The organism is Streptomyces sp. NPDC006602 (genome assembly GCF_042870385.1).
Taxonomy (GTDB): domain Bacteria; phylum Actinomycetota; class Actinomycetes; order Streptomycetales; family Streptomycetaceae; genus Streptomyces.
Genome location: NZ_JBIAHG010000004.1, coordinates 513,928 through 538,250, shown reverse-complemented (window position 1 = coordinate 538,250; position 24,323 = coordinate 513,928). Strand labels below are relative to the sequence as shown.

The following is a 24,323-nucleotide window of genomic DNA, read 5'->3' as shown; positions in this document are numbered from 1 at the left end:
GACAGACGCGGCCGTGGCGGCCTCTCGCCGCTCCCACGGACGTGCCTCCGGTCCGAAGCACAGAAGTGCGCCTGCCCCCGGCCCCCGACCGCAAACCCGGCGCAGGTTTTCCGGGACCGCGCAGGGTGACTCGTACAGCTGCTGTCCGTGTCACCCATGTCTATGTCCGGGAGGTCCGTACATGAGCACCAAGGTCTCCGACCGCGTCCTGGAACGACTGCGCGAGTGGGGTGTGGACCACGTCTTCGGCTATCCCGGCGACGGCATCAACGGCCTGCTCGCCGCCTGGGGGCGGGCCGACAACCGGCCCCGGTTCGTCCAGTCCCGGCACGAGGAGATGTCCGCGTTCCAGGCGGTCGGCTACGCCAAGTTCAGCGGTCGTCTCGGAGTGTGCGCGGCGACTTCCGGGCCCGGTGCCATCCATCTTCTGAACGGGCTGTACGACGCCAAGCTCGACCATGTGCCGGTGCTGGCGATCGTCGGCCAGACGCACCGCACCGCGATGGGCGGCTCCTACCAGCAGGAGGTGGACCTGCACACCCTCTTCAAGGACGTCGCCTCCGACTTCCTGGAGACGGTGACGGTCCCCGAGCAGCTGCCGAACGTGCTGGACCGGGCGATCCGCACCGCGTACGCGCGCCGCAGCCCGACGGCGCTCATCATCCCCGGGGATGTGCAGGAGCTCGACTACTCGCCGCCCACGCACGAGTTCAAGATGGTGCCCTCCAGCCTGGACCGAAGTTCCTGGACGTCGATTCCGTCCGAGGAGTCCCTGCGGCGGGCGGCGGAGATCCTCAACGCCGGTGCCAAGCCGGCGATCCTGATCGGCCAGGGCGCGGCCGGCGCGCGGGCCGAGGTGGAGCGGGTCGCCGAACTGCTGGGCGCGGGCGTCGCCAAGGCGCTGCTGGGCAAGGACGTGCTGAGCGACGAACTGCCGTACGTCACCGGCTCGATCGGCCTGCTCGGCACGCGTCCGTCGTACGAGCTGATGCGGGACTGCGACACGCTGCTGACCATCGGGTCGTCCTTCCCGTACACGCAGTTCCTGCCGGACTTCGGCAAGGCGCGGGGCGTGCAGATCGACATCGATCCGCACATGGTCGGCATGCGGTATCCGTACGAGGTGAATCTGGTCGGCGACGCGAAGGCCACGCTTCAGCGGCTGATCCCGATGCTGGAGACGGACCGCGGCGGGCGCGAGTGGTACGACACGGTGCGCGACAACGTGACGCGCTGGCGTGGGGTGATGGAGCGGCGGGCCGAGCTGTCGGCCGACCCGATCAACCCGGAGTACGTGGCACACACGCTGGATCCGCTGCTGCCGTCCGACGCGATCGTCACCTCCGACTCCGGCTCCACGGCGAACTGGTACGCGCGGCACCTGACGATGCGGTCCGGGATGCGCGGCTCGTTGTCCGGGACGCTCGCGACGATGGGCTGCGGGGTGCCGTACGCGATCGGCGCGAAGTTCGCGCACCCGGACCGGCCGGCGATCGCGCTGGTCGGGGACGGGGCGATGCAGATGAACGGCCTTGCGGAGCTGATCACGGCGGCCAAGTACCGGGACCTGTGGGAGGATCCGCGGCTGGTCGTCGCCGTCTGGAACAACCACGACCTCAATCAGGTCACGTGGGAGATGCGGGCCATGGAGGGCGCCCCGTCGTTCCTGCCCTCGCAGCAGCTGCCGGACGTGCAGTACGCGGCGTTCGCCCGCTCGCTCGGGCTGACCGGTGTCCGCGTGGAGAAGCCGGAGGACGTGGAGGCGGGCTGGCGGGCCGGTCTGGAGGCGGACGGGCCCGCGGTGATCGAGTTCCTCACCGACCCCGCCGTACCGCCGATCCCTCCGCACGCCAGCTGGGAGCAGATGGAGGCCACGGCCGCGTCGATCCTGAAGGGCGACGCGGACCGTGGGTCGGTGGTCAAGCAGGGGTTCAAGGCGAAGGTGCAGGAGTTCCTGCCGGGCCGCGAGAAGAAGAAGTAGCGGCAGCAGCGGCCGAGGGTTGGGATGGGGCGACGACCGGTTGGTGCCGGTCCTCGCCCTCCTCGGGCAGTAGCAGTTCCTCGTATCGACCCAGTGCCAGCACCACGCCGAGCATGAGGAGCGGGATGATCACAGCGAGCACCGCCATGGCCTGTCCTTTTGCTGGGATGTGCGCGGGGGGCGTGAGCCGGGTCTCCCGCCATCGGGCGGGCAAACCCCGTGTCGGTGTCCGGTCCTCGGGTACGCGGGTGCCCACCCCGAAGTTCTGGAGGGAGACATGCAGCGAGGCAGCGATCGGCTGAGTCGTCACCGCGACGACGAGATGAAGCACGAACTGCAGGGTCTGCTCAGGTCCGGCCACCCCACGCGCAGTGAGGAGTGGCACGACCCGGAGCCGACCGCCGAGGACGATCCGGAGGTCTGGGGCGGGCCCGTGGCACCGGACCAGGGGGCGCCGCTGGAGACGGTCCGGCTGGAGCTGGCCCGGATCCTGGGCCGCAGCTCCTTCCCGGCCACTTCCGTGGAACTTGCCCGCACCCTGCGCCGCAAGAACGCTCCCGACACCCTCGTCGAGGCGGTGGAGCGACGGCCGCGCAGGGAGTCCTACGCCACCGTGCAGGAACTGGCACGGACGCTGACCCGGAGGGAGGGCGCGTAGTGGCGGCCGACTTCGTGAAGGACGTCATGACCCCGGGCGTCGTCGCCGTACGCCCGGACGCCTCGCTCGTCGAGGCGGCGCAGCTGATGCGCACGCAGGACATCGGCGACGTCCTGGTGGCCGACGGACAGCACGTCGTCGGCATGCTCACCGACCGGGACATCACGGTCCGCGCCGTCGCCGACGGCGCGGATCCACTGACGGTGAGCGCCCAGATGGTGTGCACGCCGGATCCCGTGGTGGTGGCCCCGGGCGACCCGGTGTCGACGGCGGTGGCGCTGATGCGTGAGCACGCCGTACGGCGCCTGCCGGTCGTCGAGGACGGTCTGCCGGTCGGGATGGTGAGCCTCGGCGACGTCGCCGAGGCCGAGGACCCGGACTCGGCGCTCGCCGACATCAGCCGGGCCCTGCCGGACGACGGGCGGGCCGCCGACGGGCTGGACACCCTGTGAGCGGGCGGCGCGACCAGGCCGCGAGGATCGCGGCATCCGGCACCGTCGTGGACGTCGGCGAGGCGACCACGCGCTACCTGTTGTACGGGCTGCTGCCCGGCTGGTTCGCGCCCGGTCTCGCCGACTGGGCCATGCACCGGCGCACCCGCATCGAGGACACCGCGGGGACCAAGGAGTCCCTCATCCACTCCCTGATGATGGCCGAGGTCGGCCTCCCGATCGCCCTCACCCTGCGCTACGAGATCAACCCGCTGCTCCTCACGGTGCAGCTGGGCGGGGCCGCGGTGCACGAGGCGACCGCGCTGTGGGACGTGCGCACGGCCGTCCACAGCGACCGCGAGGTCAAGCCGGTCGAGCAGCACATCCACAGCTTCCTCGAGTCGCTGCCGTTCGCCGCGCTGGCGTCCCTGATGTGCCTGCACGCCGACCAGGTCAAGGCACTGCTGCGGGGCGGTCGGGGCGACCCGGACGCCTGGCGTCTCGTGCCGCGCCGTCCGCAGCTGTCGCCCGGCTATCTCGCGGGCATCGCCGCCGCGATCGGCGCCTGTGTGCTGCTGCCCTACGGCGAGGAGCTGCTGCGCTGCCGGCGCGCGGCCAGGTCGAGGAAGAAGCGCGCGGGGGGCGACGAGGCCAAGTGGCGTGCTCCGCGCGCCGAGAAGCGTTCCGAGAAAGGTCGTTGAACCATCATGCGTATCGCGTTTCTGACCGCACCCGAAGGCGTGGAGCAGATCGAACTCACCGACCCGTGGCAGGCCGCGAAGGACGCGGGCCACGAAACCGTGCTCGTGTCGACGAAGTCCGGTGAGATCCAGGCGTTCAACCACCTGGACAAGGCGGACACGTTCCCGGTGGACGAGGTCGTGGGCGAGACGTCGGCCGACTCCTTCGGCGGACTGGTCCTGCCGGGCGGGGTGGCCAACCCGGACTTCCTGCGGATGGACGAGAGGGCCGTGGCGTTCGTACGGGACTTCTTCGAGCGGGGCCGTCCGGTGGCCGCGATCTGCCACGCCCCGTGGACCCTCGTGGAGGCGGACGTCGTACGCGGCCGGGTGCTGACCTCCTGGCCGAGCCTGCGGACCGACCTGCGCAACGCGGGCGCCACCTGGGTGGACGAGCAGGTGAAGATCTGCGACCACGGCACCAACAAGCTGGTCACCAGCCGCAAGCCGGACGATCTGAAGGCGTTCTGCGAGGCGTTCCTGGACGTGTTCGCCCAGGAGGAGGCCGCTTGATGCCCGCCCCGGGCCGATAGCTCGGGGAGGCGTGGGAGGCGTTCAGGAGCGGGGAGTCGCCGACTCCCCGCTTCCGCGTTCCCGGGCTCCCTCACGGGTACGGCCCGCGGCGACCGGCCGGTTCGGGTTGCGGCGCAGGAACTCGCCCTCGAGCTGCGCCATGCGGTCGTTGTGGGCCCGCAGCGCGTCGTTCGAGGCGTACAGCAGCGTGTCGTGGCGCGTGCGGTGGATGGTCTCCAGCTCCTTCATGAGCTGCTGGTCGTCCAGCTGGGCGGCGTCGACTCCGGTCATGGTCATGTCCCGCTCGTCGTGTTCGTTCATGCCCTCCGGGTACCCGCCCGGTGAGCACTACCCCCAAGCGGCACCCGGGAGGGAGCCATGGATCTCGCGTTTCTGCATCCACTCTACGAACAAGCGGGCCCGTGGGCCTCCGTGTACGTCGACACCTCCCGGCACACGGAGGACACGCCCCACGAACGGCATCTGACCGCGATCGCGCTGTCCCGGGAGCTGGCCGAGCAGGGCGCCGACGAGGAGACGTGCCGGGCCGTGCGGGACGCGGTGGATCAGCTGCAGCACTCCTCCGAGCCGCAGGGACGAGCCCTGTTCGCGCGGGCCGGCGAGGTGGTTCTCGATCCGCCGCTGACCAAGGCGCCGGGCGGCAGCAGCGCGTACTGGGCGCCGCTGCCGCACACCGCGCCGCTGCTGGAGCTGGTCGGTGAGGACACGGTGTGCATCGTGGCGTACGTCGACCGCAAGGGCGCCGACTTCGAGCTGCGCAGCGGACTCGGGCGCCAGGACGCGGGGGCGGTCGCCGGTCGGCGGTATCCGATCCACCGTACGAGTACGGCCGACTGGTCGGAGCGGCACTTCCAGCTGCGGGTGGAGAACACCTGGGAGCACAACGCGGCCGAGATCGCGGACGCGCTCGCCGTCTGCCAGGAGGAGACCCAGGCCGACCTGCTGATCCTCGTCGGTGACGACCGGGAGCGGCGGACCGTCCACGAGCGGCTGCCCCAGCGGCTGCACGACCTGGTCGTGGAGGCCCCGCACGGCACCGGCAGCAGGCTGCTCCAGGAGGACGTGGAGCAGGCGCGCGCAGCGCATGTACGGCAGCGGGCGGAGCGGGAGCTGGAGCGGTTCCTCGCGGCCCGCGAGCCGGGCGACGACGGGCGTGCCGGGGCGGTCGAGGGCGTGCCGGCGCTGGTCGAGGCGGCGCGCGAGCACCGTATCGACGAGCTGCTGATCCGTCCGGACGGCCCCGACGCGCACCGCGAGGTGTGGATCGGCGAGGATCCCGACCAGCTGGCGGTGCGCCGCACGGAGCTGAAGATCCTCGGTGAGCAGCACGCCTGGCCGGCCCGCGCGGACGACGCGCTGATCCGGTCGGCGGTCGCGACGGGTGCCCCGGCGATCTCGGTGACACCGGCGGCTCCGGCGACCGACCGCGAGGTTCCGGTAGGCGGTCTGGGGGCGCTGCTGCGGTGGAAGTGAGTTGCTGAGCAGTGCCTGCCGGGCCCGGTGACCTGGGGTTACCGGGCCCGCTCGACGCGCCGCTCGTCCCACACCGGCTCTGTCGTCTCCCGCACCCGGCCGTCGCTGCCGAAGACCAGGTAGCGGTCGAATGAGCGGGCGAACCAGCGGTCGTGGGTGACCGCGAGGACCGTGCCGTCGAAGGCCTCCAGGCCCTCCTGGAGGGCCTCGGCGGATTCCAGGTCGAGGTTGTCGGTCGGCTCGTCGAGGAGCAGGGCCGTGACGCCCTGGAGTTCGAGCAGGAGGATCTGGAAGCGGGCCTGCTGGCCACCGGAGAGCCGCTCGAAACTCTGTTCGGCCTGGCCGGTGAGCTCGTAGCGGCGCAGGCGGGACATGGCGGCGCCCCGGTCCTGGGCGTGTTCCTTCCACAGGATGTCCAGGAGCGTGCGGCCCGCCAGTTCGGGATGGGCGTGCGTCTGTGCGAAGTGCCCGGGCACCACGCGCGCCCCGAGCTTCCACTCCCCCGTGTGCGCCACGTGGTCGCCGGCCAGCAGCCGCAGGAAGTGCGACTTGCCGGAGCCGTTGGAGCCGAGGACGGCGACGCGTTCCCCGTAGAAGACCTCCAGGTCGAACGGCTTCATCAGGCCGGTGAGTTCAAGTCCCTTGCAGGTGACGGCCCTTACGCCGGTTCGACCGCCCTTCAGGCGCATCCTGATGTCCTGCTCGCGCGGCGGTTCCGGCGGCGGTCCGGCCTCCTCGAACTTGCGCAGCCGGGTCTGGGCGGCCTGGTAGCGGGAGGCCAACTCGTGGCTGATGGAGGCCGCCTGACGGAGATTCAGCACCAGCTTCTTCAGCTGGGCGTGCTTCTCGTCCCAGCGGCGGCGCAACTCCTCGAAGCGGGCGAAACGTTCGCGCCGGGCCTCGTGGTAGGTGGCGAAGCCGCCGCCGTGCACCCAGGCGTCGGCACCCGCGGGCGAGGGCTCGACGGAGACGATCTTCTCGGCGGCGCGGGCGAGGAGTTCACGGTCGTGGGAGACGAACAGGACTGTCTTGCGGGTCTCCTTCAGGCGCTCCTCCAGCCAGCGCTTGCCGGGCACGTCGAGGTAGTTGTCGGGTTCGTCGAGCAGCAGCACCTCGTCGGTGCCCCGCAGCAGCGCCTCCAGGACCAGGCGCTTCTGCTCGCCGCCGGAGAGGGTGCGCACCTCCCGGAACTGCGCCTTCTCGTAGGGCACCCCGAGCGCGGCCATGGTGCACATGTCCCACAGCGTCTCGGACTCGTAGCCGCGCGCCTCCGCCCAGTCGGACAGGGCCTGCGCGTACTGGAGCTGGGCGGCCTCGTCGTCCACGGTCATGATGGCGTGCTCGGCCTTGTCGACGGCCCGGGCGGCCTCCCGGATGCGGGGCGGCGCCACCGACACGAGCAGGTCCCGTACGGTCGTCTCGTCCCGCACGGACCCCACGAACTGGCGCATCACCCCGAGGCCGCCGCTCACGGTGACGGTCCCGCCGTGCGGTTTGAGCTCACCGGAGATCAGCCGGAGCAGGGTGGTCTTGCCTGCGCCGTTGGGTCCGACGAGGGCCACGACGGCCCCTTCGCCCACCCGGAAGGAGACGTCGCCGAGCAGCGCCCTCCCGTCGGGGAGGTGGTACTCGAGGTGTGCGGCTTCCAGATGTCCCATGAGGCCGCATTGTGCGGGCCGCCGGTGAGCCCGGGCAAACCGTTATGCGGTCACTGCGGGCCCACGGGCCGGCCGGTGGGGCCGCCCTCGCCCGCGGGGGCGACCACCGCGCCCGCCCACGACAGGGCTTTCCAGCCGTCAAAGGGCGATCCCTCCAGGATCACCACCCCGGTGTTGTCCAGCGGGCGGGCGGCGGCGAAGGACACGTCGACGTTGTCGGCCCGGGCCGCCGTCCACATCCGGATCACCGCGCCGTGACTGACCATGGCGACGCTCGAGGCTCCGCTCGCGGCGGCCTCGGCGACCACGGCGTCGTACCGCGCCAGCGTCTCGGCTCCGGTCTCCCCGCCCGGCATGCGCAGCCCCGTGTCGCCGGCCGACCAGCCGAACACCGTCTCCATGTACCTCATGCCGTGCTCCGAGTCCCCGGGCAGCATCTCCAGGTCCCCCGCGGACACCTCCCGGATACCGTCCCGCACCCGCACGTCGAGGCCGCGGGCGGTTGCCAGCGGGGCGGCGGTGAGCTGCGTACGGACGAGGGTGGAGGCGTACAGGGCCTCGATGTCCTCGTCCGCGAGGGCCTCGGGCAGGGCGGCGGCCTGGCGTTCGCCGAGTGCGGTGAGGCCGGGTCCCGGCACGGCGGTGTCCAGCAGGAACCGTACGTTGGTGAGGGTCTGGCCGTGACGGATGAGCAGCAGACGCATGGGTGGTCCTCCAGGTGCACGGCCCGCCGGACAAGAAACGGCCACTTCAGGGTATCCGGGAGTGCATGAGCCCCGACGTCGACCTCACCGCCTTGAAGCCCGGCCCCCACGTGCTGCGCGACCGGCTGCTGACGCTGGACTGCCGGCTGTTCGAGTTCGCCGCCGAGCGGAACTGGCCCGCCGCCGAACCGGTCCTGCCGCGACTGAGCCGGAGCGCGAACCACGGGGTGCTGTGGTTCGCGACGGCGGCCGCGATGACCGTGAGCCGCACCCCGCGCGCCCGCCGGGCGGCGGCGCGCGGCCTCGCCTCGCTGAGCCTGGCCTCCTTGGCCATCAACACCTTCGGCAAGCGCTCGGTGCGCCGCCCGCGGCCCGTCCTGGACCCGGTTCCGCTGGTGCGGCAGCTGAAGCGGCAGCCGATCACCACGTCGTTCCCCTCCGGCCATTCGGCGTCGGCGGCCGCGTTCGCGGCCGGGGTCGCCCTGGAGTCACCGGCCTGGGGCGCCGTCGTGGCACCGGTCGCCTTCTCGGTGGCCATGTCCCGCGTGTACACCGGCGTCCACTTCCCGAGCGACGTACTGGCGGGCGCGGCGCTGGGCATGGGCGCCTCGTTCGCCGTACGGGCTCTGGTGCCGACCCGCGCCCAGGCGGTGCCGCCGGCCCGGCCACGCGCGGACCTGCCCGCCCTGCCGGACGGCGCAGGCCTGGTCGTCGTCACCAACACCGCCTCGGGCACCGCCGACCGGGTGCGCGCCCTGCGGGACACGCTGCCCGCGGCCGAGGTCGTCGAATGCGAACCGGCGGATGTCCGTACCGAGTTGGAGAAGGCGGCGGCCCGTGCCCGGGTGCTCGGCGTGTGCGGCGGCGACGGCACGGTCAACGCCGCGGCCCAGGTCGCCCTGCGCCACGGCCTGCCCCTCGCGGTGCTGCCCGGCGGCACGCTGAACCACTTCGCCCACGACCTCGGTGTCGAAGGCGTCCGGGATCTGAGCCGGGCCGTCCGGCAGGGCGAGGGCGTACGGGTGGACGTGGGCCGCTTCAGCTGCGGCGAACAGCAGGGCATCTTCCTCAACACCTGCAGCGTGGGCGTGTATCCGGAACTGGTGCGCGAGCGGGAGCGCTGGTCGCCACGGATCGGCGGCTGGCCGGCCGGGGTGCTCGCGGCGCTGCGCGTGTCGCGCACCGACCGGCACCCGCTGGAGGCCGAGTTCCGCGGCGAAACACGGCCGCTGTGGCTGCTGTTCGCAGGCAACGGCACCTACCACCGGATGGGCCTCGTCCCCGGCCGCCGCCGCGACCTCGCCGACGGGCGGCTCGACGTACGGGTCGTGCACGGCGGGCGGCGGCCCACGCTGCGGCTGCTCGCGGCCGCCGTCGCCGGTCCGCTGACCCGCTCTCCCGCCCACGCGGCCGTCCAGGTGGGCCGGCTGCACCTGTCCGGCGTCGCCCCCGGCACGCTCCTCGCCTACGACGGTGAAGTCACGGAGGTGGCGGGCGAGGTGACGCTGGAGAAGCTGCCCCAGGCACTCGCGGTGTACCGGCCGCTGCCCGGCGGCTGACCACCCGTCAGTCCAGATCGCGAAACGCAGATCTCATTATTCGACATGCGCGCGTAGCGTGAGGCGTGGCCGAGGAGACGCCGAACAGGGAGTACACCCATGTCGAAGTCGCAGGAGACCGCCGTCTACACGCACGGGCACCACGAGTCCGTGCTGCGTTCCCACACCTGGCGGACGGCCGCCAACTCGGCGGCCTATCTGCTCGGTTCGCTCAAGCCCCACATGAAGATCCTGGACATCGGCTGCGGGCCCGGCACGATCACCGCCGACCTGGCCGCGCTGGTCCCCGACGGGCACGTCACCGGTGTCGACCACGCGCCGGGCATCCTGGACCAGGCCCGGGCCACCGCCGCCGAACGGGGCCTGGCCAACGTCGACTTCGCGGTCGCGGACGTGCACGCCCTGGACTTCCCGGACGACACGTTCTGCGTGGTCCACGCCCACCAGGTGCTGCAACACGTCGGCGATCCGGTGCGGGCGCTGCGCGAGATGAGGCGGGTCACCGCACCGGGCGGGTTCATCGCCGTACGGGACTCGGACTACGCGGCGATGACCTGGTACCCCCAGACGCCGGGCATGGACGACTGGCTGGACCTGTACCGGCGGGTGGCCCGCGCCAACGGCGGCGAGCCGGACGCCGGACGCCGGCTGAGGTCCTGGGCGCTTCGGGCGGGCCTGACGGACATCACGGCGACCGCCGGCACCTGGACCTTCGCCACCGCCGAGGAGCGGGCGTGGTGGAGCGGCCTGTGGGCGGACCGCACCCTGGCCTCGGCGTACGCCGAACGGGCCACGCAGGGCGGCCACGCGACCGACGAGCAGCTGCGCGCCGTGTCGGCGGCCTGGCGGGAATGGGGGCGGCAGGAGGACGGCTGGTTCAGTGTGCTGCACGGAGAAATTCTGTGCCGAAAGGAAGCCTGAATCCCTGTTTCCGGGAAACTAGGAATGCAGGAGGTTCACACTATGGTTCCCATCCTGCTGGTACTGCTTCTGGCACTGATCCTTTTCGGTGCAGGATTTGCAGTAAAGATTCTCTGGTGGATTGCACTGGCCGTTCTGGTGCTATGGCTTCTGGGCTTCCTGATGCGGAGCACGACCGCGGGTGGAGGCAGGGGCCGCTGGTACAGGTGGTGAATTGACCCCAGGGTTATTCCCCGGGGAAGCACCGGGGTCCGGGTTCATTCCCGGACGCCGGGGTTCGTTCCCGGGGAAGCCTATTCCCCGGAGTTCGTTCCCGGGGAAGCCCCGAGGTTCATTCCCGGGGAAGCAGAGGTCCCAGCGGCCCGAGGTCCAGATTCAGGTCCTCGGGCCGCAGTCCGTAGCGCTCGCGCAGCTCGGTCATGCGGTCGTCCAGCAGCATCAGGGTGAGCCCGATGCGCTCCTCCTGGTCCTCGCTGAGGTCGCCTTCGTCGAAGCGGCGCAGCGCCTGGCGTTCCATGAGCTGGCGCAGCAGTTCCACCACGGTCAGGACGAGTTTGACCAGGTCCCGCTCGACGGTGTCGGGGTCGAGGTCCATCCGGTGGTTGCGTCGCTCGGTCACGGCAGCTCCCGAAACGGTGAGGGCACCTGGGCGTTCACCGAGCTGATCAGCGCGTTCAGGTCGATGCGGACGAGGTCGACGTCCGCGATGCGCAGGGTGATGTCGCCGGTGATGACGACCCCGCCGGCGAGCAGCCGGTCGAGGAGGTCCACCAGCGCGACCTCACGGCGCTCGATCACCGTCACCGTTCCCCCTCCCCCGTGGCCCCCGTGAACTCCTCCGCGAAGGAATAGGCGGCCCAGGGTCCGGTGAGTTCCACGCGCATTCCCGGTACCTCGCCCTTCGTGCGATCGACCAGTTCCACGAATTCCTCGGATTCGGCGCGCGGCACGAGATAGGCCGCATTGAGCACGTTCCGTCCCCGGACGCCGGAAAGGGCGGGGTTCTGCGGGGCGTGCAGCCGGGAATCCTCGGCATAGGCGGAAAGAGTTTCGTGCAGCCGGTTCGCGAACTGTTCCGCCTGCTCCCACCTGTCCTCGTGTGCCCGGACACTCTGGCGCCGCTGACGCAGATAGTCCCGGCCCGAAGCCGCCTTCTGAGCGGGCCGCCCATTTTCCGGGGCTTCCGGCTCCGGCTCGGCGTACACCTTGACACCCCATTCGACCCGGCCCTCCAGCCGGTCGAGGGTGCGCCGGAAGTCGTCCTCCCGCTCCTCGATCATCGTCCGCAGGCCGCTGTCGTCACGGAACACGGTGCCGAGCCGCAGCGGCAGCGGCGTGGTGACGACGGTCAGGGCGTCGATCACGCCCTGGTGTGCGCGGGCGGTCGCGGTGACCCAGTCCAGGTCCTCCAGATGGGCGTGGAGCGGCTTCTCGGCGAAGTCCCGCTCCGGCACATGGCTCACCACGGCGATCAGGCCGTGGTGGTTCAGCAGTCTGGGCGGGTCACCTGCCACGCCCGTCAGCTGGGACTGCAGAGGCGCGCGGAAAGGGCGGCAGACGGCGTAGACGTAGCGCAGTCCGCTCATGACGCCTCCTCCTCCTGAACGTGGCCGGACTTGGTGCGGCCGGCCCGAACGCGGCCGGACTCCAGTTCGTAGTCGGGATCCAGTTGGGCGAGCCGTTCACGCAACTCGGCGTTCTCCCGGGCGAGTTCCTTGCGGCGGGCGCCGGAGGACAACGCCGGGTCGTCCTCCCACCAGTCGATGCCCATCTCCTTGGCCTTGTCGACGGAGGCGACGATGAGGCGCAGCTTGATCGTGAGGAGTTCGATGTCGAGCAGGTTGATGCGGATGTCCCCCGCGATGACGATGCCCTTGTCGAGCACCCGTTCAAGGATGTCGGCAAGGTTGGCGCCGCTGCTGTGGCCGTAGGGTTCGGGCAGCCGGCTGGGTGTGGTCATCGTCGGCTCCCGCCGTCCGCGTACTCGTACTCCTCTTCCTCCTCCTCGGCCTCGGCCTCAGGCGCTTCTTCCTCCTCCTCAGGCTCCTCCTCGTCGTACTCGCCGGTCTCCTCCTCGTCCTCTTCCGGCTCCTCCTCGGCGTACGGGCCTTCCTCCTGGTCCTCGTACGCTTCCTCGCCCTCCTCCTCGTCCTCCTGGGCGGCGCCCCGGGTCTCCTCTTCCTCCTCCTCGGCCACCGCGTCGTCGTGGCTCTTGACTACCTCGGCGTCCTGGATCTCGCCGCGCCAGCCGTCCTCGGCCTCGCCCTTGAGGGTGATGTGGCGGGCGAAGTTCTTCAGGTCGAGCCGGGCCCGGCGGCCCTGGGCGCGCCAGATGTTGCCGGTCTTCTCGAAGAAGCCCGAGGGGTAGTACTCGATGACCAGCAGGACGCGGGTGAGGTTTTCGGCGAGGCGGTGGAAGGAGACGACGCCCTTCGTGGTGCCCTTGGCGCCCTCCGAGCTCCAGGCGATCCGGTCGTCGGGCAGTTGCTCGGTGGTGGTGGCCTTCCAGCTGCGGTTGGACCAGAAGACCTTCAGCTGCCAGTCGGAATGGGTGTCGTCGGCGCGGTTCGCGCTCTTGACGCCCTTCGCGAAGGTGCTGAAGTCCTGGTACTGGGTCCACTGGTCGTAGGCGGTGCGCAGCGGGACGCCGATGTCGATGAACTCGATGATGACGGTCGGCTTGTTGCCGCCTCCGCCTTTCTTCTTGCCCTTGCCGCCGCCGAGGTTCTTGAACGCGCTGACCACGCTGTCCTTGGCGCGCGAGGCGCCGAGCTCCAGCGCGGACCGCAGTGGGCCCTTGCCCTGGGCGAGCTTGCGACCGCCGTCCAGTGCAAGCTTGACGAAGCCCGGGCTTTTGCCCTCGGCGATGTCGTTCAGCTTGACGGTGGTCTCGCCGAGCTTGCGGCCGGCGCCGACCAGCAGGCGCTGGGCCTGGGCCGCGAGGTACTCCTGCGCCTCCGCCTTGAGTCGGTCGGCGGCCTCGCTCTTGGCCACGTCGGTGATCGGGTTCTTCGTCGCCTGATCCTTCGCCTTGTCGGTGACGCCCCGCGCCGCTCCGAGAGTTTCGGTCATCGCTCAGCGCCTCCCTTCGGCAGGCGGGCCCGGGCGCCGCGGGCGGCGCTCCTGGCCGAGGTGGTCTTCTTGGCGGCCGTCTTCCTGCCCGCGGTGTTCTTCGCGGGCGTCTTCCTGGCCGGTGCCTTCTTGGCGGGTGCCTTCTTTGCCGACTTCTTCTCCGGTGCCCTGTTCGCGGGCTCCTCGTCGGCGGCCTTCTTCGCCGCAGGCTTACGACGCGGTTCGTCGTCCTCGTCGGCACCATCGGCGCCTTCGGCCTCTTGCGCGTCGTCGGACTCATGCCCGTCGTTGGATTCTTCCTCGTCGGACTCTTCTGCCCCGTTTGCCTGTTCGGCTTCGGGCTCCTCGTAGTCCTCCTCCGCCTCGTCGTGCTCGTCGCGGTCACCCGAGCGCCCCAGGTCCGAGGTGTCCGGCACCACGCCCGCGAGCTGGTCGCGGACCTGGGCGGTACGGCCGTGCAGGCGGTCGGCTATCGAGTCGATCTGCCGTTCCACCATGGCGCCGGAGGCCGCCTTGCCGACACCACGCAGGTCCTCGCGCAGCTGGTCCCCGATCTCCTTGAACTGCGGGTTGTTCTGCAGCTGCTGGGACATCAGGTCCCCGATGGCCCGGGGGCTCAGGTGCATCCGCTTGCCGGCCACCAGAGAGCCGACCGCGAACGCCAGTTTCATCTTCTTGGTACGCCCGAGGACGTAGCCGGCCCCTACAGCGAGGCCCAGTCCCACTCTGTTCACTGTCCCGTCCCCTCAGCAGTGCCCGCGCCGCCGCGCAGGCCGATCTCCAGCCGGTCGAGGAGTTCGTCCTCGAGTCGGTCGAACTCCTCCTCGTCGAGCTCGCCCGCCTCGAGACGTTCTTCGAGCTGAGCGAGTTCGGCCCGGACGGCGGCCGGGTCGTAGTAGAGGCGCTCCGCCTCGTCCAGTACCTGTCTGATCACCCAGGCGCTGCCGCGCACGGGTGCGAACGGCAGCAGCAGCACCTCCGTTATGAGTCCCATGATCGCCTCACTCCTCCGCGCCGGCGCCCAGCGTGGTGCCCGCGGGCTTGTTCGGGCCGGGTTCCACGAAGCTGTACGGCGGCAGCGGGCCGTTGACGCGCACTTCGAGGTGCGGATGGCCGTTGCGGAGCTGATCCACCGCGGCCAGGAAGGTCGCGGCCTCGTCGCGGTCCACCAGGAACGAGATGTTGGCGATCCAGCCGGAGGACTCGGGACCCACGCTCACCGCCTCGGCGGCCGGTTCCAGGGTGTGCTGCACGTCGGTCGCGTCCTCGGACTCCCGGGCCTTGACCGCGGCCACCACCATCTCGCCGAGGTGGAGCCGCTGCTCGTAGGTGCCGCCACCCCCCTGCCGGTTGGCCTCGGTCAGTGCGCGGATCTCCGGGCTCTCGGCCATGACGCGGTGCAGCACGGCCTCCTCGTTGTGGACGGCCTTGACGTTGTACTCGACCTTGCCGTCCAGGGTGCGCAGGCGTTCCTTGTAGTGGTCGGCGCGCTCGGCGAGCACCCCGGTGACGGTGCCGTCGTCCTCGGCGACGCTGCCGAACCGCATGGGCAGGACGACGCCGCCCGCGCCGGCCTCGCTCAGGACGTTCTGGTGGGCGAGCAGGTCCCTGCGCTTGGGGCGCAGCCCCTCGGGGGCGTCGCCGACGATCGCCGCCAGGTCGCCCTCCTTGAGGATGCGCACCGGACGCGGCGGGTCGCCGACGCCTCCCATGCCGTCGGGCAGCGAAGGGTGGGACGCGGCGGTGATGCCGTAGACGTACGTGCTCACTCCTCTTCCTCCTTCCTGCGCGATGCCGTCGACTTGCGGGGCCGCGGCCTGGACTCGGCCTGACCCTGCCCGTCCTCACGGGCCTGCTTGAACGCGCCGGATATGGTCTCGGCGGCGCCGGACAGCGCGCCCTTGGACTTGCCGCGGGCGCCCGACTCGGTGATCTCACCGACCAGGTCGGGCAGGCCGGGGGCCTTGCGCGGCCCTGCCTCCAGGTCGAGGCGGTTGCACGCCTCGGCGAAACGCAGGTAGGTGTCGACGCTGGCCACGACGACACGTACGTCGATCTTCAGGATCTCGATGCCGACCAGGGAGACCCGTACAAACGCGTCAATGACGAGACCCCTGTCGAGGACGAGCTCCAGAACGTCGTAGAGACCGCTGGAGCCGCCTCCGCCGCCGCTCTGCTGTGCCGGGACAACGGTCATGCCGACCGCGCCTCCTTGTCTGTGGACTGGTGAACGGGTGCTGGACTGGGTGGGCGGCCTAGCGGCCGCCAGGCCTGTGTGAGTCGGCCCGCCCGCGTTCGTAGCGGCGAACGCGCCGGTAACCGGTGAGCTGCCCCTGTGGGTCGAGGTCGACCTGGTAGCTCGCCATCAGGCTCATCGTGTCGGGCACGCGGGAGAGTTCGAGGACCTCGATCTCCAGCGACCAGCCGTCCTCCGTCTGCTCGAAGGACGAGACGTTCTCGGCGGCCATACCGGTGAGCTCCGCCAGCTGGGTGCGCGCCTGGCGGAGCACCTCCATGGGGTTCGGCCGGTCTTCCGCCATGTTGCGCTCCGTGTCCTTTTCTTCGCTTCTGCGGGAATTCTGTGAATTCTGTGATTCCGAAGTGCTCTTTGTGTTCGACATGGCCACCTCTAACTTCGGGTGGCCGCTCGTCCGTTGGCCAAACCTTCAGGCGGGCACGCGACCGCGAGCAGGCGCGTCATGCCAGCTCAGAGGCGGTGCATGCATCAGCCACGCAAAGCGTTGAGGCGGCGTCGGGCCGGACCGAGCGACCTCCCCCTGGTCATCACACCGGCCCACGGATCGGTGCGGGCCTGGTCGACGGCATCGGCGATGGTCCACCGGCGGGCGTCGAGCCCCGGGCCGTCCAGCTGGCTCCAGGCGAGTGGCGTCGCCACGGGCGCCCCCGGCTTGGCGCGGACGGTGAAGGGCACGACCGCGGTCTGCGCGTAGCCGTTGCGCTGCACGTCGAGGTAGAGCCGCGCGCCGCGCTCCTTCTTGCGGGCGGCGGTGGTCAGCCGGTCGGGGTGGTCGGCGACCAGGGTGTCGGCGACGTCCCGGGCGAAGGAGCGCACCTCGTCGAAGTCGTGGGGCCCCTCGACCGGCACGACCACGTGCAGTCCCCGCGAGCCCGTGGTCATCAGCGCCGAGGGCAGCTTCAGCTCGTCGAGCAGCTCCCCGAGCAGTACGGCCGCCTCGCGCACCGCCGCGAAGTCCGGGGTGTCGCCGGACGGGTCGAGGTCGAAGACCATCCGGTCGGGCCGTTCGGCCCGACCGACACGGGACAGCCAGCGGTGCAGGGTGAGGGCGGCCTGGTCGGCGAGGTAGACCAGGGTGGCGGTGTCGTCGCACACGGTGTGGCAGACGGTGCCGCCCTCCTTGGCCAGCTCGACGCGGGTGATCCACTCCGGGTAGTTCTCGGGGGTGTTCTTCTGCATGAACCGGGGCCCGCCGATGCCGTCCGGGTGCCGCTCCAGCATCAGCGGGCGGCCGCGCAGGTGCGGCAGCATGAAGGGGGCGACGGACCGGTAGTAGTCGACCAGGTCGCCCTTCGTGTACTCCTTCGCGCCGCCGCCCCCGGGGAAGAGCACCTTGTCCGGACGGTGCACCTCCACTGTGCGCCGACCCGCCCGGACGGTGCGTGGTCCGTCTCCGCTCACCGCACGACCGCCTCCTCCACCAGCAGCTTCGCGGCCACCGCGATCGACTCGGCGTCGATGCCCGCGGCGTGCAGCTGCTCGTCGGGGGACCCCGAGCCGGGCATCGTACGGACGGCGAGGCGCACCAGACGGGGCACGGGACGCCCGTCGAGGAAGGCGTCGAGCACGGCGTCGCCGATGCCGCCCTCCTCGTGGTGGTCCTCCACGGTCACCAGGCAGCCGGTCTCCTCGGCGGCCCGCCGCAGCGTGAGCCGGTCGACGGGCTTGACCGAGTACAGGTCGATCACCCGCACCCGGATGCCCTCCCGGTCCAGCGCGTCGGCGGCGGACAGCGCCTCCGGTACGGTGACGCCCGCCGCGACGATCGTCATCCGGTCCTGGTCGGAGGAGCGCAGCACCTTGCTGCCACCGATCGGAAACTCCTCGTCGGGCCCGTAGAGCACCGGGCTCTCGCCGCGCGAGGTGCGCAGATAGCGGATGCCCTCCAGGCCGGCCATCTCGGCGATGAGATGCGCGGTCTGGTTGGCGTCGCAGGGGTACAGCACGGTCGAGCCGTGCACCGCCCGCATCATCGCCAGGTCTTCCAGACCCATCTGGCTGGGTCCGTCCTGCCCGATGGCGACGCCCGCGTGCGAGCCGACGAGGTTGATGCCCGAGCCGCTGATCGACGCCATGCGGATGAAGTCGTACGCGCGCGTGAGGAACGCCGCGAAGGTGGAGGCATACGGTACCCAGTCGCGGGTCGCGAGTCCGACGGCCGTGGCGACCATCTGCTGCTCGGCGATGTAGCACTCGAAGTAACGGTCGGGGTGTTCCTTGGCGAAGAGCTCCGCGCGCGTGGAGTCGCCGACCTCGCCGTCGAGGGCGACCACGTCACCGCGTCCGGTGCCGAGCGCGGCGAGGGCCTGGCCGAAGGCGTCGCGGGTCGCGACCTCCTCGCCCTTTTCGAAACGCGGCAGTTCGAGATGCCCGGCGCGTACGGCGTGCAGCATGCGGGCGGCCGGCGGCTCGTGCACCTCGACGCGGATGTCCCGGTCGGCGCCGCCGAGTTCCTCGATCGCGTCGTCGGCGTTCTTCAGGGGCTTGCCGTGCAGGCCCTCGCGGTCCTCCACGTCGGTGACGCCCTTGCCCTTGAGGGTGCGGGCGAGGATCGCGGTCGGCTGGCCCTTCGTGGAGAGGGCCTCGCCGTACGCCCGGTCGACGGCGTCCACGTCGTGGCCGTCCACCTCTACGGTGTGCCAGCCGAAGGCCTGGAAGCGGCGCGCGTACGCGTCGAGGTCGTGGCCGTGCCGGGTCGGGCCGCGCTGGCCGAGCCGGTTGACGTCGATGATCGCGGTGAGGTTGTCGAGGTGCTCGTGGCCCGCGTGCTCGGCGGCCTCCCACACGGAGCCCTCGGCCATCTCGCTGTCGCCGCACAGCACCCACACCCGGTATCCGGTGCGGTCGAGGCGCTTGCCGGACAGCGCGATGCCGACGCCGACGGGCAGTCCCTGTCCGAGCGAGCCGGTGGCCGTCTCGACCCACGGCAGTCGCTGGGGCGTCGGGTGCCCTTCGAGACGGCTGCCGAGTTTGCGGAAGGTGAGCAGTTCCTCGTCGTCGATGGCGCCGGCCGCCTTGTAGGCGGAGTACAGCAGCGGCGACGCGTGGCCCTTGGACAGGACGAAGCGGTCGTTGCCCGGGTGGGCGGGACGGTCGAAGTCGTAGCGGAGGTGGTTGGCCAGGAGCACGGCCATCAGGTCCGCGGCGGACATCGACGAGGTCGGGTGCCCGGAGCCCGCGGCGGCCGAGGCTCGCACGCTGTCGACGCGCAACTGCTGGGCCAGTTCGACGAGTTCACGGGTGTTCATGAGTCTCCTTCGGCGGGGGTTTCGTCGGTGCGCCGGACGGGGCCGGGGGCCTTGTGGGGCTCGTCGCCGGGTTGCGGATCGGCGGGTTCGCCATCGGGCTGGTTCTTGGGCGGCTCACCGCCGGGCTGGTTCTTGGCAGGCTCACCGCCGGGCTGGTTCTTGGCGGGCTCACCGCCGGGCTGGTTCTTGGCGGGCTCACCGCCGGGCTGGTTCTTGGCCGACTCGCCGCCGGGCTGGTTCTTGGCGGGTTCGGGGGCAGGTTCCCCGGAGCCGGTGTCCGCGGCCGTCGCCGCCCCGGGCCCCGACCGGGCGCCCGCTTCCTGCCTGTCCTGCCTGGCGTGGTCCTGGCTGTCCTGACTGTCCCGGCTGTCCCGGCCCTGTTCCTGCCTGTCCTGCCTGTCCTGCCGCCGCTCCGGCCCGCCCGGCACCCGTGCCAATTCCGGCGACGCCGTGTCGAGCGGGACCGACCAGGACCGTACGAGCCCCAACTGGACGGCCTGGCGCGGCAGTACGGAATCCAGCAGCCAGTCCGCGGCGACCCGGACCCGGTTTCCGGGCATCGCCGCCAGGTGGTAGCCGCGGGTGACCGCACCGGCGGCCGGCCCGGACAGCGGAATGCCGAGCGGGTTGGCGGCGGCCTTCGCACCGCCCAGGTCCACCACGAACCCCAGGTCCTTGTGCCGGTAGGGACGCATCTCGCCGACACCGAGCGAGGCGGCGACGTTCCGGGCCACCGTCTTGCCGTGCCGCCAGGCGTGCTGCGCGGTCATCGGCGTGTAATTGCCGGGGTTGTTCAGATCCGGTACGGCGGCCGCGTCCCCGCACGCGAACACCTCAGGACGGCCCGGGAGCCGGAGCTGAGGGTCGACGACCAGGCGCCCGCGCTCCAGCGGCTGCCCGGTGCCCTCGACGAGCGGATCGGGCCGCACGCCCACGCACCACACAAGCGTCCGCGTCGGCACGAACTCCCCGTCCGTCAGCAGCACTCCACCGGGCGTCGCCTCCTTCACGGAGGTCCCCATCCGCACCTCCACGCCCCGCTCCCGCAGTGTGCGGTCGGCGGTGCGGGAAAGGTGCTCGTCCAGCTCGGGCAGGACGCGCGGCGCGACGTCCAGAAGCAGCCAGCGGGGGCGCATCCCCTCCCGCAGCGGATGCTTGCGCACCTGCGCGTCGGTGAACAGCTGCCCGTGCGCGGCGACCTCGGTCCCCGTATAGCCGGCGCCCACCACCACGAAGGTGCAGCGCGCGGCGCAGCTCTTCGGGTCGTCCGCGGAGGCCGCGAGCTCCACCTGCCGGGTGACGTGGTCACGCAGGTACAGCGCCTCGGGCAGCCCGCGGAAGCCGTGCGCGTGTTCGGCGACGCCGGGGATGGGCAGCAGCTTGTTGACGCTGCCGACGGCGAGCACGAGCCGGTCGTAGGGGAGGGTGCCGTCGCCGCCCTCGGGGTCGGTGTAGTGCACGGTCTGTCCGTCGAGGTCGATGCCGTCGGCCTCGCCGAGCACCAGGCGTACCCGCGGCAGGGTGCCCGAGAGGGAGACGGTGACCCGGCGCGGCTCCAGGATCCCGGCGGCCACCTGGGGCAACAGGGGCAGATACAGGAAGTAGTCGGTCGGGTTCAGCAGGGTGATGTCGGCCTTGCCGCGGGACATCCGGGACAGCTCTCGGGCCGTCCGGTACCCGGCGAAGCCGGCACCGACGATCACTATGCGGGGTCGACTCACGGTTCGCCTCCGGGGCTGTCGCGTACCTCGGGAGCCTTCCGCGTCCCCCTGGTCAGGGCACCCAAACGTCCGCCGGGGGCCGTTACGGCCCCCGCCTCCGGCCGGTTTCCGCCACGGCCGCCGGGTACTCGGCACGGCGAACCTTCCGCCCACCCCGTGGAGGCGCACCCCCCATGCCCGAGTACGGCTACTTCCTCTCGTGCGAGCAGTACGGTCCCGCGGAGCTCATCGAGCAGGCGCGGATGGCCGAACAGGCCGGGTTCCAGTCGCTGTGGATCTCCGACCACTACCACCCGTGGAACGACGCGCAGGGCCAGAGCCCGTTCGTCTGGTCGGTGATCGGCGCACTGTCGGAGGCCGTGTCCCTGCCGATCGAGACGGCGGTGACCTGCCCGACCGTGCGCATACATCCGGCGGTGGTGGCACAGGCGGCGGCGACCAGCGCGGTGATGACGGGCGGCCGCTTCCGGCTGGGCGTCGGCACCGGCGAGGCGCTCAACGAGCACATCCTGGGCGACGCCTGGCCGCCGGCCCACGTGCGGATGGAGATGCTGGAGGAGGCCATCCAGGTCATGCGCCGGCTGTTCACCGGCGAGGAGGTCAACCACCACGGCCCGCACTACACGGTGGAGAACGCCCGCCTGTACACGGTCCCCGACGAACCCGTCCCGGTCGACGTCTCCGGCTTCGGCCCCGCCGCGACGGCGTTGGCGTCCCGGGTGGCCGACGGCTACATCACCATCCAGCCGGACGCCGCGATGGTGGAGCAGTACCGCAAGGGCGGAGGCGGCGGAAAGCTCGTCAGCGGCGGCACGAAGGTCTGCTACGACATCGACAAGGACGAGGCCGTACGGACCGTGCACCGACTGTGGGCGAACGAGCAACTGCCCGGGGAACTGGGCCAGGTGCTGCCCTCGCCGAAGCACTTCGAGCAGGCGCAGCAGCTGGTCACCGAGGACATGGTCCGCCAGAACCGGGTGTGCGGCGACGACGTGGACGAACACGTCGCGGAGCTGAAGCAGTTCGCCGACGCGGGCTTCGACATGGTCTACGTCAACCAGATCGGCCCGGACACGCGCGGTTTCTTCGACTTCTACCGTACGAAGGTGCTGCCGCAGCTCCAGCAGGCCGGCTGAGGGATTCGGGGCAGGCGATGAAACTCCACCGACCCGTCGTGTCCGCGTACACGGTGCCGACCGACGCCCCCGAGGCCGACGGCACACTGGCCTGGGACACCACGACCGTGGTGATCGCCGAGGTGACGGCGGGCGACGCCACCGGCACGGGCTGGACCTACGGCCCGGTGGCGGTCGGCGACTTCCTGTACGAGCATCTCGGCCCCCTCGTCGAGGGCCGCGGCGCCCTCGACATCCCCGCCCTGCACGACGCGATGTGCCGCTCGGTCCGCAACGCGGGCCGGCCCGGCATCGCCGCCTGCGCGATCTCGGCCCTCGACATCGCCCTGTGGGATCTCAAGGCCCGGCTGCTCGAACTCCCCCTGGCCCGGCTCCTGGGCACCGCCCGCGAGACGGTCCCGGTGTACGGCAGCGGCGGCTTCACCACCTACCACGACACGCATCTCGCCGCGCAGCTGGGCGGCTGGGTGCACGGGCAGCACATCCCCCGCGTCAAGATGAAGATCGGCGAGGCCTGGGGCCGCGCGGTCACCCGCGACCTGGCCCGGGTCGCTGCGGCCCGCCATGTCATCGGCGACGACGCCGAGTTGTACGTCGACGCCAACGGGGCCTACACCCGCAAGCAGGCGGTCCGCGTGGGGCACGCGCTCGCCGAGCACGGCGTCGGCTGGTTCGAGGAACCGGTGTCCTCCGACGACCTGACGGGCCTGCGGCTGGTCCGGGACGCCGTGGTGTGCGACGTGGCGGCCGGCGAGTACGGCTACGACCTCCCCTACTTCGCCCGCATGATCGCGGCCGGCGCGGTCGACTGCCTCCAGATCGACGCGACGCGTTGCGGTGGTCTGACCGAGTTCCTCCGCGCTGCCGCTCTCGCCCACGCCCACGGCCTGGAGGTATCGGCCCACTGCGCCCCGCACGCCCACGCCGCCGCGGCCGCCTCGCTCCCCAACCTCCGCCATCTGGAGTGGTTCCACGACCACGTCCGCATCGAGGACATGTTCTTCGACGGGGCGCTGGATCCGACGGGAGGTGTGGTGCGGCCGGTGCGAGGGATCGGCCACGGGCTGACACTGCGGACGGAGGACGTGGAGGAGTACCGGGTGGCATGACGCGGCGTGACACCATCACCCACCTCGTCAACTCGTCAACGGCGCCCCGCCCCACGGCCACCGCGACGCAGCCCGGCGGTCACCGCGGCCCCCAGCCCACCGGCCACCGCCAGCCCCATCCCCATCCCCATCCGCCCGCGATTGCGGGACACCCAGTCCTGCGGGCTGTTGTCCGCCGCCTCGTCGTCGAAGCGCCCGTGCGCCCCGAAGTCCCGCCCGTGCGGCCCGTCCGCCGGCGTCCACAGGTTGCCGGGGCCGCCGCCGTACGCCCCTTCGTCCCGCTCGTCCTGCTTGTCCTGCTGGGCGTCGAACCCGGTCCGGGCCAGATACCGGTCCAGTGCGCCGGGTGCGACCGCGTTGGCGATCAGCGTGGCCACCGTCGAGCCGCCGACCCAGTACTCGCGCCGCCGCCCGTGCGAGGCCGCGTGCACGATCGCCCGCGCCGCGACCTCCGGCTGGTACACCGGCGCCACCGGCCGTGCCCGCCCCGGCATCCGGTTCAACACCCACTCGAACTGCGGAGTGTTGACGGCGGGCAGCTGCACCATCGTCGTACGGACACCACTGCGGGAGTGCAGCAGCTCGCACCGCAGCGACTCGTTGAAGCCCTGGATGGCGTGCTTGGCACCGCAGTACGCCGACTGAAGCGGAACGCCGCGGTAGGCGAGCGCCGAGCCGACCTGCACGATCGTGCCCCGGTCGCGCGGCAGCATGTGGTGCAGCGCGGCGCGGGTGCCGAACACATAGCCCAGGTAGGTCACTTCGGTCACCCGGCGGAACTCGTCCGGGGTGATCTCGGTGAAAGGGGCGAACACTCCGGCAAAGGCGTTGTTGACCCAGACATCGATGTGTCCGAAGGCGTCGATCACCTGCTGAGCGGCGTCGTCGACCGCCTTGGCGTCGGCCATGTCCACGGTGACGACGAGTGCCTCACCGCCGGCGCGCTGCACCTCGTCGGCGGCCGCGGCGAGGCCCTCGCGGCCCCGGGCCAGCAGGGCGACGCCGGCCCCCCGGGCGGCGAAGGCCCGGGCGGTGGCCCGGCCCACGCCGCCGCTGGCGCCGGTCACCACGACGACCTTGCGGTGCTTGGACAGCGGGCCCTTGCGGAAGTCGCGCACCGC

The 24,323-nt window shown here is 71.4% G+C and carries 28 protein-coding genes; 11 read left to right on the top strand and 17 right to left on the bottom strand.

Annotated elements, in window-relative coordinates; translation table 11 throughout:
• The first annotated feature begins 181 nt into the window (after positions 1-181).
• From ACFYO2_RS14755 to ACFYO2_RS14735, 5 genes are all read left to right on the top strand, one after another.
• A complete protein-coding gene (locus ACFYO2_RS14755) occupies positions 182-1,981 on the top strand; it encodes a thiamine pyrophosphate-requiring protein (RefSeq protein ID WP_388348469.1) in 1,800 nt (599 codons plus the stop codon).
• A gap of 277 nt (positions 1,982-2,258) precedes the next feature.
• Positions 2,259-2,639 carry a DUF2795 domain-containing protein gene (locus ACFYO2_RS14750; RefSeq protein ID WP_388348467.1) on the top strand — a complete coding sequence of 127 codons (381 nt, stop codon included), beginning with the start codon at positions 2,259-2,261 and terminating at the stop codon, positions 2,637-2,639.
• Positions 2,640-2,665: 26 nt separating this feature from the next.
• Positions 2,666-3,091, top strand: a complete 426-nt coding sequence (locus ACFYO2_RS14745) for a CBS domain-containing protein (RefSeq protein WP_388348629.1) — start codon at positions 2,666-2,668, stop codon at positions 3,089-3,091.
• Positions 3,088-3,771 carry a diguanylate cyclase gene (locus tag ACFYO2_RS14740; RefSeq protein WP_388348465.1) on the top strand — a complete coding sequence of 228 codons (684 nt, stop codon included), beginning with the start codon at positions 3,088-3,090 and terminating at the stop codon, positions 3,769-3,771. Before ACFYO2_RS14745 ends, ACFYO2_RS14740 begins: the two co-directional genes overlap by 4 nt.
• Positions 3,772-3,777: 6 nt before the next feature.
• Positions 3,778-4,323, top strand: coding sequence for a type 1 glutamine amidotransferase domain-containing protein (locus ACFYO2_RS14735; protein ID WP_388348463.1), 546 nt, complete (start codon positions 3,778-3,780; stop codon positions 4,321-4,323).
• 42 nt (positions 4,324-4,365) lie between these two features.
• On the opposite strand, the gene ACFYO2_RS14730 is transcribed toward ACFYO2_RS14735, so the two are convergent.
• Positions 4,366-4,644, bottom strand: coding sequence for a DUF6158 family protein (locus ACFYO2_RS14730; RefSeq protein ID WP_388348461.1), 279 nt, complete (start codon positions 4,642-4,644; stop codon positions 4,366-4,368).
• Between the two features lie 57 nt (positions 4,645-4,701).
• On the opposite strand from ACFYO2_RS14730, the gene ACFYO2_RS14725 reads away from it, so the two are divergent.
• Entirely contained in the window at positions 4,702-5,817 is a 1,116-nt protein-coding gene (locus ACFYO2_RS14725) for a Vms1/Ankzf1 family peptidyl-tRNA hydrolase (RefSeq protein WP_388348459.1), read from the top strand.
• Positions 5,818-5,855: 38 nt separating this feature from the next.
• On the opposite strand, the gene ACFYO2_RS14720 is transcribed toward ACFYO2_RS14725, so the two are convergent.
• Both ACFYO2_RS14720 and ACFYO2_RS14715 read right to left on the bottom strand, forming a co-directional pair.
• Entirely contained in the window at positions 5,856-7,475 is a 1,620-nt protein-coding gene (locus tag ACFYO2_RS14720; protein WP_388348457.1) for an ABC-F family ATP-binding cassette domain-containing protein, read from the bottom strand.
• A gap of 50 nt (positions 7,476-7,525) precedes the next feature.
• Positions 7,526-8,179 (bottom strand): histidine phosphatase family protein, encoded by a 654-nt coding sequence (locus ACFYO2_RS14715; RefSeq protein ID WP_388348455.1) that lies wholly within the window; start codon positions 8,177-8,179, stop codon positions 7,526-7,528.
• A gap of 65 nt (positions 8,180-8,244) precedes the next feature.
• Here ACFYO2_RS14715 and ACFYO2_RS14710 point away from each other — a divergent pair, with 65 nt between their 5' ends.
• The 3 genes from ACFYO2_RS14710 (at position 8,245) to ACFYO2_RS14700 (ending at position 10,872) form a co-directional block, all read left to right on the top strand.
• Complete coding sequence (locus ACFYO2_RS14710; RefSeq protein ID WP_388348453.1) at positions 8,245-9,738, top strand: bifunctional phosphatase PAP2/diacylglycerol kinase family protein; 1,494 nt, start codon at positions 8,245-8,247, stop codon at positions 9,736-9,738.
• A gap of 99 nt (positions 9,739-9,837) precedes the next feature.
• Positions 9,838-10,659, top strand: coding sequence for a class I SAM-dependent methyltransferase (locus ACFYO2_RS14705; protein ID WP_388348451.1), 822 nt, complete (start codon positions 9,838-9,840; stop codon positions 10,657-10,659).
• Positions 10,660-10,701: 42 nt separating this feature from the next.
• Positions 10,702-10,872: a hydrophobic protein gene (locus ACFYO2_RS14700; RefSeq protein ID WP_388348449.1), complete on the top strand. Its 171-nt coding sequence runs from the start codon at positions 10,702-10,704 to the stop codon at positions 10,870-10,872.
• Positions 10,873-10,990: 118 nt separating this feature from the next.
• Here the strand turns inward: ACFYO2_RS14700 and ACFYO2_RS14695 are convergent, their stop codons facing one another.
• From ACFYO2_RS14695 to ACFYO2_RS14635, 13 genes are all read right to left on the bottom strand, one after another.
• Positions 10,991-11,254 carry a gas vesicle protein K gene (locus tag ACFYO2_RS14695; RefSeq protein WP_388348627.1) on the bottom strand — a complete coding sequence of 88 codons (264 nt, stop codon included), beginning with the start codon at positions 11,252-11,254 and terminating at the stop codon, positions 10,991-10,993.
• A 20-nt stretch (positions 11,255-11,274) separates the two neighbouring features.
• On the bottom strand, positions 11,275-11,463 hold the full coding sequence (locus ACFYO2_RS14690) for a gas vesicle protein (RefSeq protein ID WP_388348447.1): 189 nt from the start codon (positions 11,461-11,463) through the stop codon (positions 11,275-11,277).
• Entirely contained in the window at positions 11,460-12,245 is a 786-nt protein-coding gene (locus ACFYO2_RS14685; RefSeq protein ID WP_388348445.1) for a GvpL/GvpF family gas vesicle protein, read from the bottom strand. The genes ACFYO2_RS14690 and ACFYO2_RS14685 overlap by 4 nt, the downstream gene beginning before the upstream one ends.
• Positions 12,242-12,619: a gas vesicle protein gene (locus tag ACFYO2_RS14680; protein ID WP_388348443.1), complete on the bottom strand. Its 378-nt coding sequence runs from the start codon at positions 12,617-12,619 to the stop codon at positions 12,242-12,244. Before ACFYO2_RS14680 ends, ACFYO2_RS14685 begins: the two co-directional genes overlap by 4 nt.
• Entirely contained in the window at positions 12,616-13,731 is a 1,116-nt protein-coding gene (locus ACFYO2_RS14675) for an SRPBCC family protein (RefSeq protein WP_388348442.1), read from the bottom strand. Before ACFYO2_RS14675 ends, ACFYO2_RS14680 begins: the two co-directional genes overlap by 4 nt.
• Positions 13,728-14,465 (bottom strand): DNA primase, encoded by a 738-nt coding sequence (locus ACFYO2_RS14670; protein WP_388348440.1) that lies wholly within the window; start codon positions 14,463-14,465, stop codon positions 13,728-13,730. Before ACFYO2_RS14670 ends, ACFYO2_RS14675 begins: the two co-directional genes overlap by 4 nt.
• Positions 14,462-14,725 (bottom strand): gas vesicle protein GvpG, encoded by a 264-nt coding sequence (locus ACFYO2_RS14665; RefSeq protein ID WP_388348438.1) that lies wholly within the window; start codon positions 14,723-14,725, stop codon positions 14,462-14,464. The genes ACFYO2_RS14670 and ACFYO2_RS14665 overlap by 4 nt, the downstream gene beginning before the upstream one ends.
• Positions 14,726-14,732: 7 nt before the next feature.
• Positions 14,733-15,500, bottom strand: a complete 768-nt coding sequence (locus ACFYO2_RS14660) for a GvpL/GvpF family gas vesicle protein (protein WP_388348436.1) — start codon at positions 15,498-15,500, stop codon at positions 14,733-14,735.
• Positions 15,497-15,928: a gas vesicle structural protein GvpA gene (locus tag ACFYO2_RS14655; protein ID WP_388348434.1), complete on the bottom strand. Its 432-nt coding sequence runs from the start codon at positions 15,926-15,928 to the stop codon at positions 15,497-15,499. The genes ACFYO2_RS14660 and ACFYO2_RS14655 overlap by 4 nt, the downstream gene beginning before the upstream one ends.
• 58 nt (positions 15,929-15,986) lie before the next feature.
• Positions 15,987-16,352 (bottom strand): gas vesicle protein, encoded by a 366-nt coding sequence (locus tag ACFYO2_RS14650; protein WP_388348432.1) that lies wholly within the window; start codon positions 16,350-16,352, stop codon positions 15,987-15,989.
• A 104-nt stretch (positions 16,353-16,456) separates the two neighbouring features.
• Positions 16,457-17,389: a non-homologous end-joining DNA ligase gene (gene ligD, locus ACFYO2_RS14645; RefSeq protein WP_388348431.1), complete on the bottom strand. Its 933-nt coding sequence runs from the start codon at positions 17,387-17,389 to the stop codon at positions 16,457-16,459.
• Complete coding sequence (locus ACFYO2_RS14640; RefSeq protein ID WP_388348429.1) at positions 17,386-19,236, bottom strand: transketolase; 1,851 nt, start codon at positions 19,234-19,236, stop codon at positions 17,386-17,388. Before ACFYO2_RS14640 ends, ligD begins: the two co-directional genes overlap by 4 nt.
• Positions 19,233-20,939: an FAD-dependent oxidoreductase gene (locus tag ACFYO2_RS14635; RefSeq protein WP_388348625.1), complete on the bottom strand. Its 1,707-nt coding sequence runs from the start codon at positions 20,937-20,939 to the stop codon at positions 19,233-19,235. The genes ACFYO2_RS14640 and ACFYO2_RS14635 overlap by 4 nt, the downstream gene beginning before the upstream one ends.
• A 191-nt stretch (positions 20,940-21,130) precedes the next feature.
• On the opposite strand from ACFYO2_RS14635, the gene ACFYO2_RS14630 reads away from it, so the two are divergent.
• Both ACFYO2_RS14630 and ACFYO2_RS14625 read left to right on the top strand, forming a co-directional pair.
• Positions 21,131-22,093, top strand: a complete 963-nt coding sequence (locus ACFYO2_RS14630) for an LLM class F420-dependent oxidoreductase (RefSeq protein ID WP_388348427.1) — start codon at positions 21,131-21,133, stop codon at positions 22,091-22,093.
• 17 nt (positions 22,094-22,110) lie between these two features.
• Complete coding sequence (locus ACFYO2_RS14625; protein ID WP_388348425.1) at positions 22,111-23,202, top strand: enolase C-terminal domain-like protein; 1,092 nt, start codon at positions 22,111-22,113, stop codon at positions 23,200-23,202.
• 35 nt (positions 23,203-23,237) lie between these two features.
• On the opposite strand, the gene ACFYO2_RS14620 is transcribed toward ACFYO2_RS14625, so the two are convergent.
• Positions 23,238-24,320, bottom strand: a complete 1,083-nt coding sequence (locus tag ACFYO2_RS14620) for an SDR family oxidoreductase (protein WP_388348423.1) — start codon at positions 24,318-24,320, stop codon at positions 23,238-23,240.
• Positions 24,321-24,323: the final 3 nt, after the last annotated feature.

What these genes read in the sequence shown, in the direction of transcription:
- ACFYO2_RS14710 (WP_388348453.1), top strand. Translation starts at nt 8,245, where the DNA reads ATGAGCCCCGACGTCGACCTCACCGCCTTGAAGCCCGGCCCCCACGTG.
- ACFYO2_RS14655 (WP_388348434.1), bottom strand. Translation starts at nt 15,928, where the DNA reads ATGACCGTTGTCCCGGCACAGCAGAGCGGCGGCGGAGGCGGCTCCAGC.
- ACFYO2_RS14735 (WP_388348463.1), top strand. Translation starts at nt 3,778, where the DNA reads ATGCGTATCGCGTTTCTGACCGCACCCGAAGGCGTGGAGCAGATCGAA.
- ACFYO2_RS14730 (WP_388348461.1), bottom strand. Translation starts at nt 4,644, where the DNA reads ATGAACGAACACGACGAGCGGGACATGACCATGACCGGAGTCGACGCC.
- ACFYO2_RS14745 (WP_388348629.1), top strand. Translation starts at nt 2,666, where the DNA reads ATGACCCCGGGCGTCGTCGCCGTACGCCCGGACGCCTCGCTCGTCGAG.
- ACFYO2_RS14685 (WP_388348445.1), bottom strand. Translation starts at nt 12,245, where the DNA reads ATGAGCGGACTGCGCTACGTCTACGCCGTCTGCCGCCCTTTCCGCGCG.
- ACFYO2_RS14640 (WP_388348429.1), bottom strand. Translation starts at nt 19,236, where the DNA reads ATGAACACCCGTGAACTCGTCGAACTGGCCCAGCAGTTGCGCGTCGAC.
- ACFYO2_RS14725 (WP_388348459.1), top strand. Translation starts at nt 4,702, where the DNA reads ATGGATCTCGCGTTTCTGCATCCACTCTACGAACAAGCGGGCCCGTGG.
- ACFYO2_RS14675 (WP_388348442.1), bottom strand. Translation starts at nt 13,731, where the DNA reads ATGACCGAAACTCTCGGAGCGGCGCGGGGCGTCACCGACAAGGCGAAG.
- ACFYO2_RS14715 (WP_388348455.1), bottom strand. Translation starts at nt 8,179, where the DNA reads ATGCGTCTGCTGCTCATCCGTCACGGCCAGACCCTCACCAACGTACGG.
- ACFYO2_RS14630 (WP_388348427.1), top strand. Translation starts at nt 21,131, where the DNA reads ATGCCCGAGTACGGCTACTTCCTCTCGTGCGAGCAGTACGGTCCCGCG.
- ACFYO2_RS14720 (WP_388348457.1), bottom strand. Translation starts at nt 7,475, where the DNA reads ATGGGACATCTGGAAGCCGCACACCTCGAGTACCACCTCCCCGACGGG.
- ACFYO2_RS14625 (WP_388348425.1), top strand. Translation starts at nt 22,111, where the DNA reads ATGAAACTCCACCGACCCGTCGTGTCCGCGTACACGGTGCCGACCGAC.
- ACFYO2_RS14755 (WP_388348469.1), top strand. Translation starts at nt 182, where the DNA reads ATGAGCACCAAGGTCTCCGACCGCGTCCTGGAACGACTGCGCGAGTGG.
- ACFYO2_RS14750 (WP_388348467.1), top strand. Translation starts at nt 2,259, where the DNA reads ATGCAGCGAGGCAGCGATCGGCTGAGTCGTCACCGCGACGACGAGATG.
- ACFYO2_RS14700 (WP_388348449.1), top strand. Translation starts at nt 10,702, where the DNA reads ATGGTTCCCATCCTGCTGGTACTGCTTCTGGCACTGATCCTTTTCGGT.
- ACFYO2_RS14695 (WP_388348627.1), bottom strand. Translation starts at nt 11,254, where the DNA reads ATGGACCTCGACCCCGACACCGTCGAGCGGGACCTGGTCAAACTCGTC.
- ACFYO2_RS14705 (WP_388348451.1), top strand. Translation starts at nt 9,838, where the DNA reads ATGTCGAAGTCGCAGGAGACCGCCGTCTACACGCACGGGCACCACGAG.
- ACFYO2_RS14665 (WP_388348438.1), bottom strand. Translation starts at nt 14,725, where the DNA reads ATGGGACTCATAACGGAGGTGCTGCTGCTGCCGTTCGCACCCGTGCGC.
- ACFYO2_RS14650 (WP_388348432.1), bottom strand. Translation starts at nt 16,352, where the DNA reads ATGTCGAACACAAAGAGCACTTCGGAATCACAGAATTCACAGAATTCC.
- ACFYO2_RS14680 (WP_388348443.1), bottom strand. Translation starts at nt 12,619, where the DNA reads ATGACCACACCCAGCCGGCTGCCCGAACCCTACGGCCACAGCAGCGGC.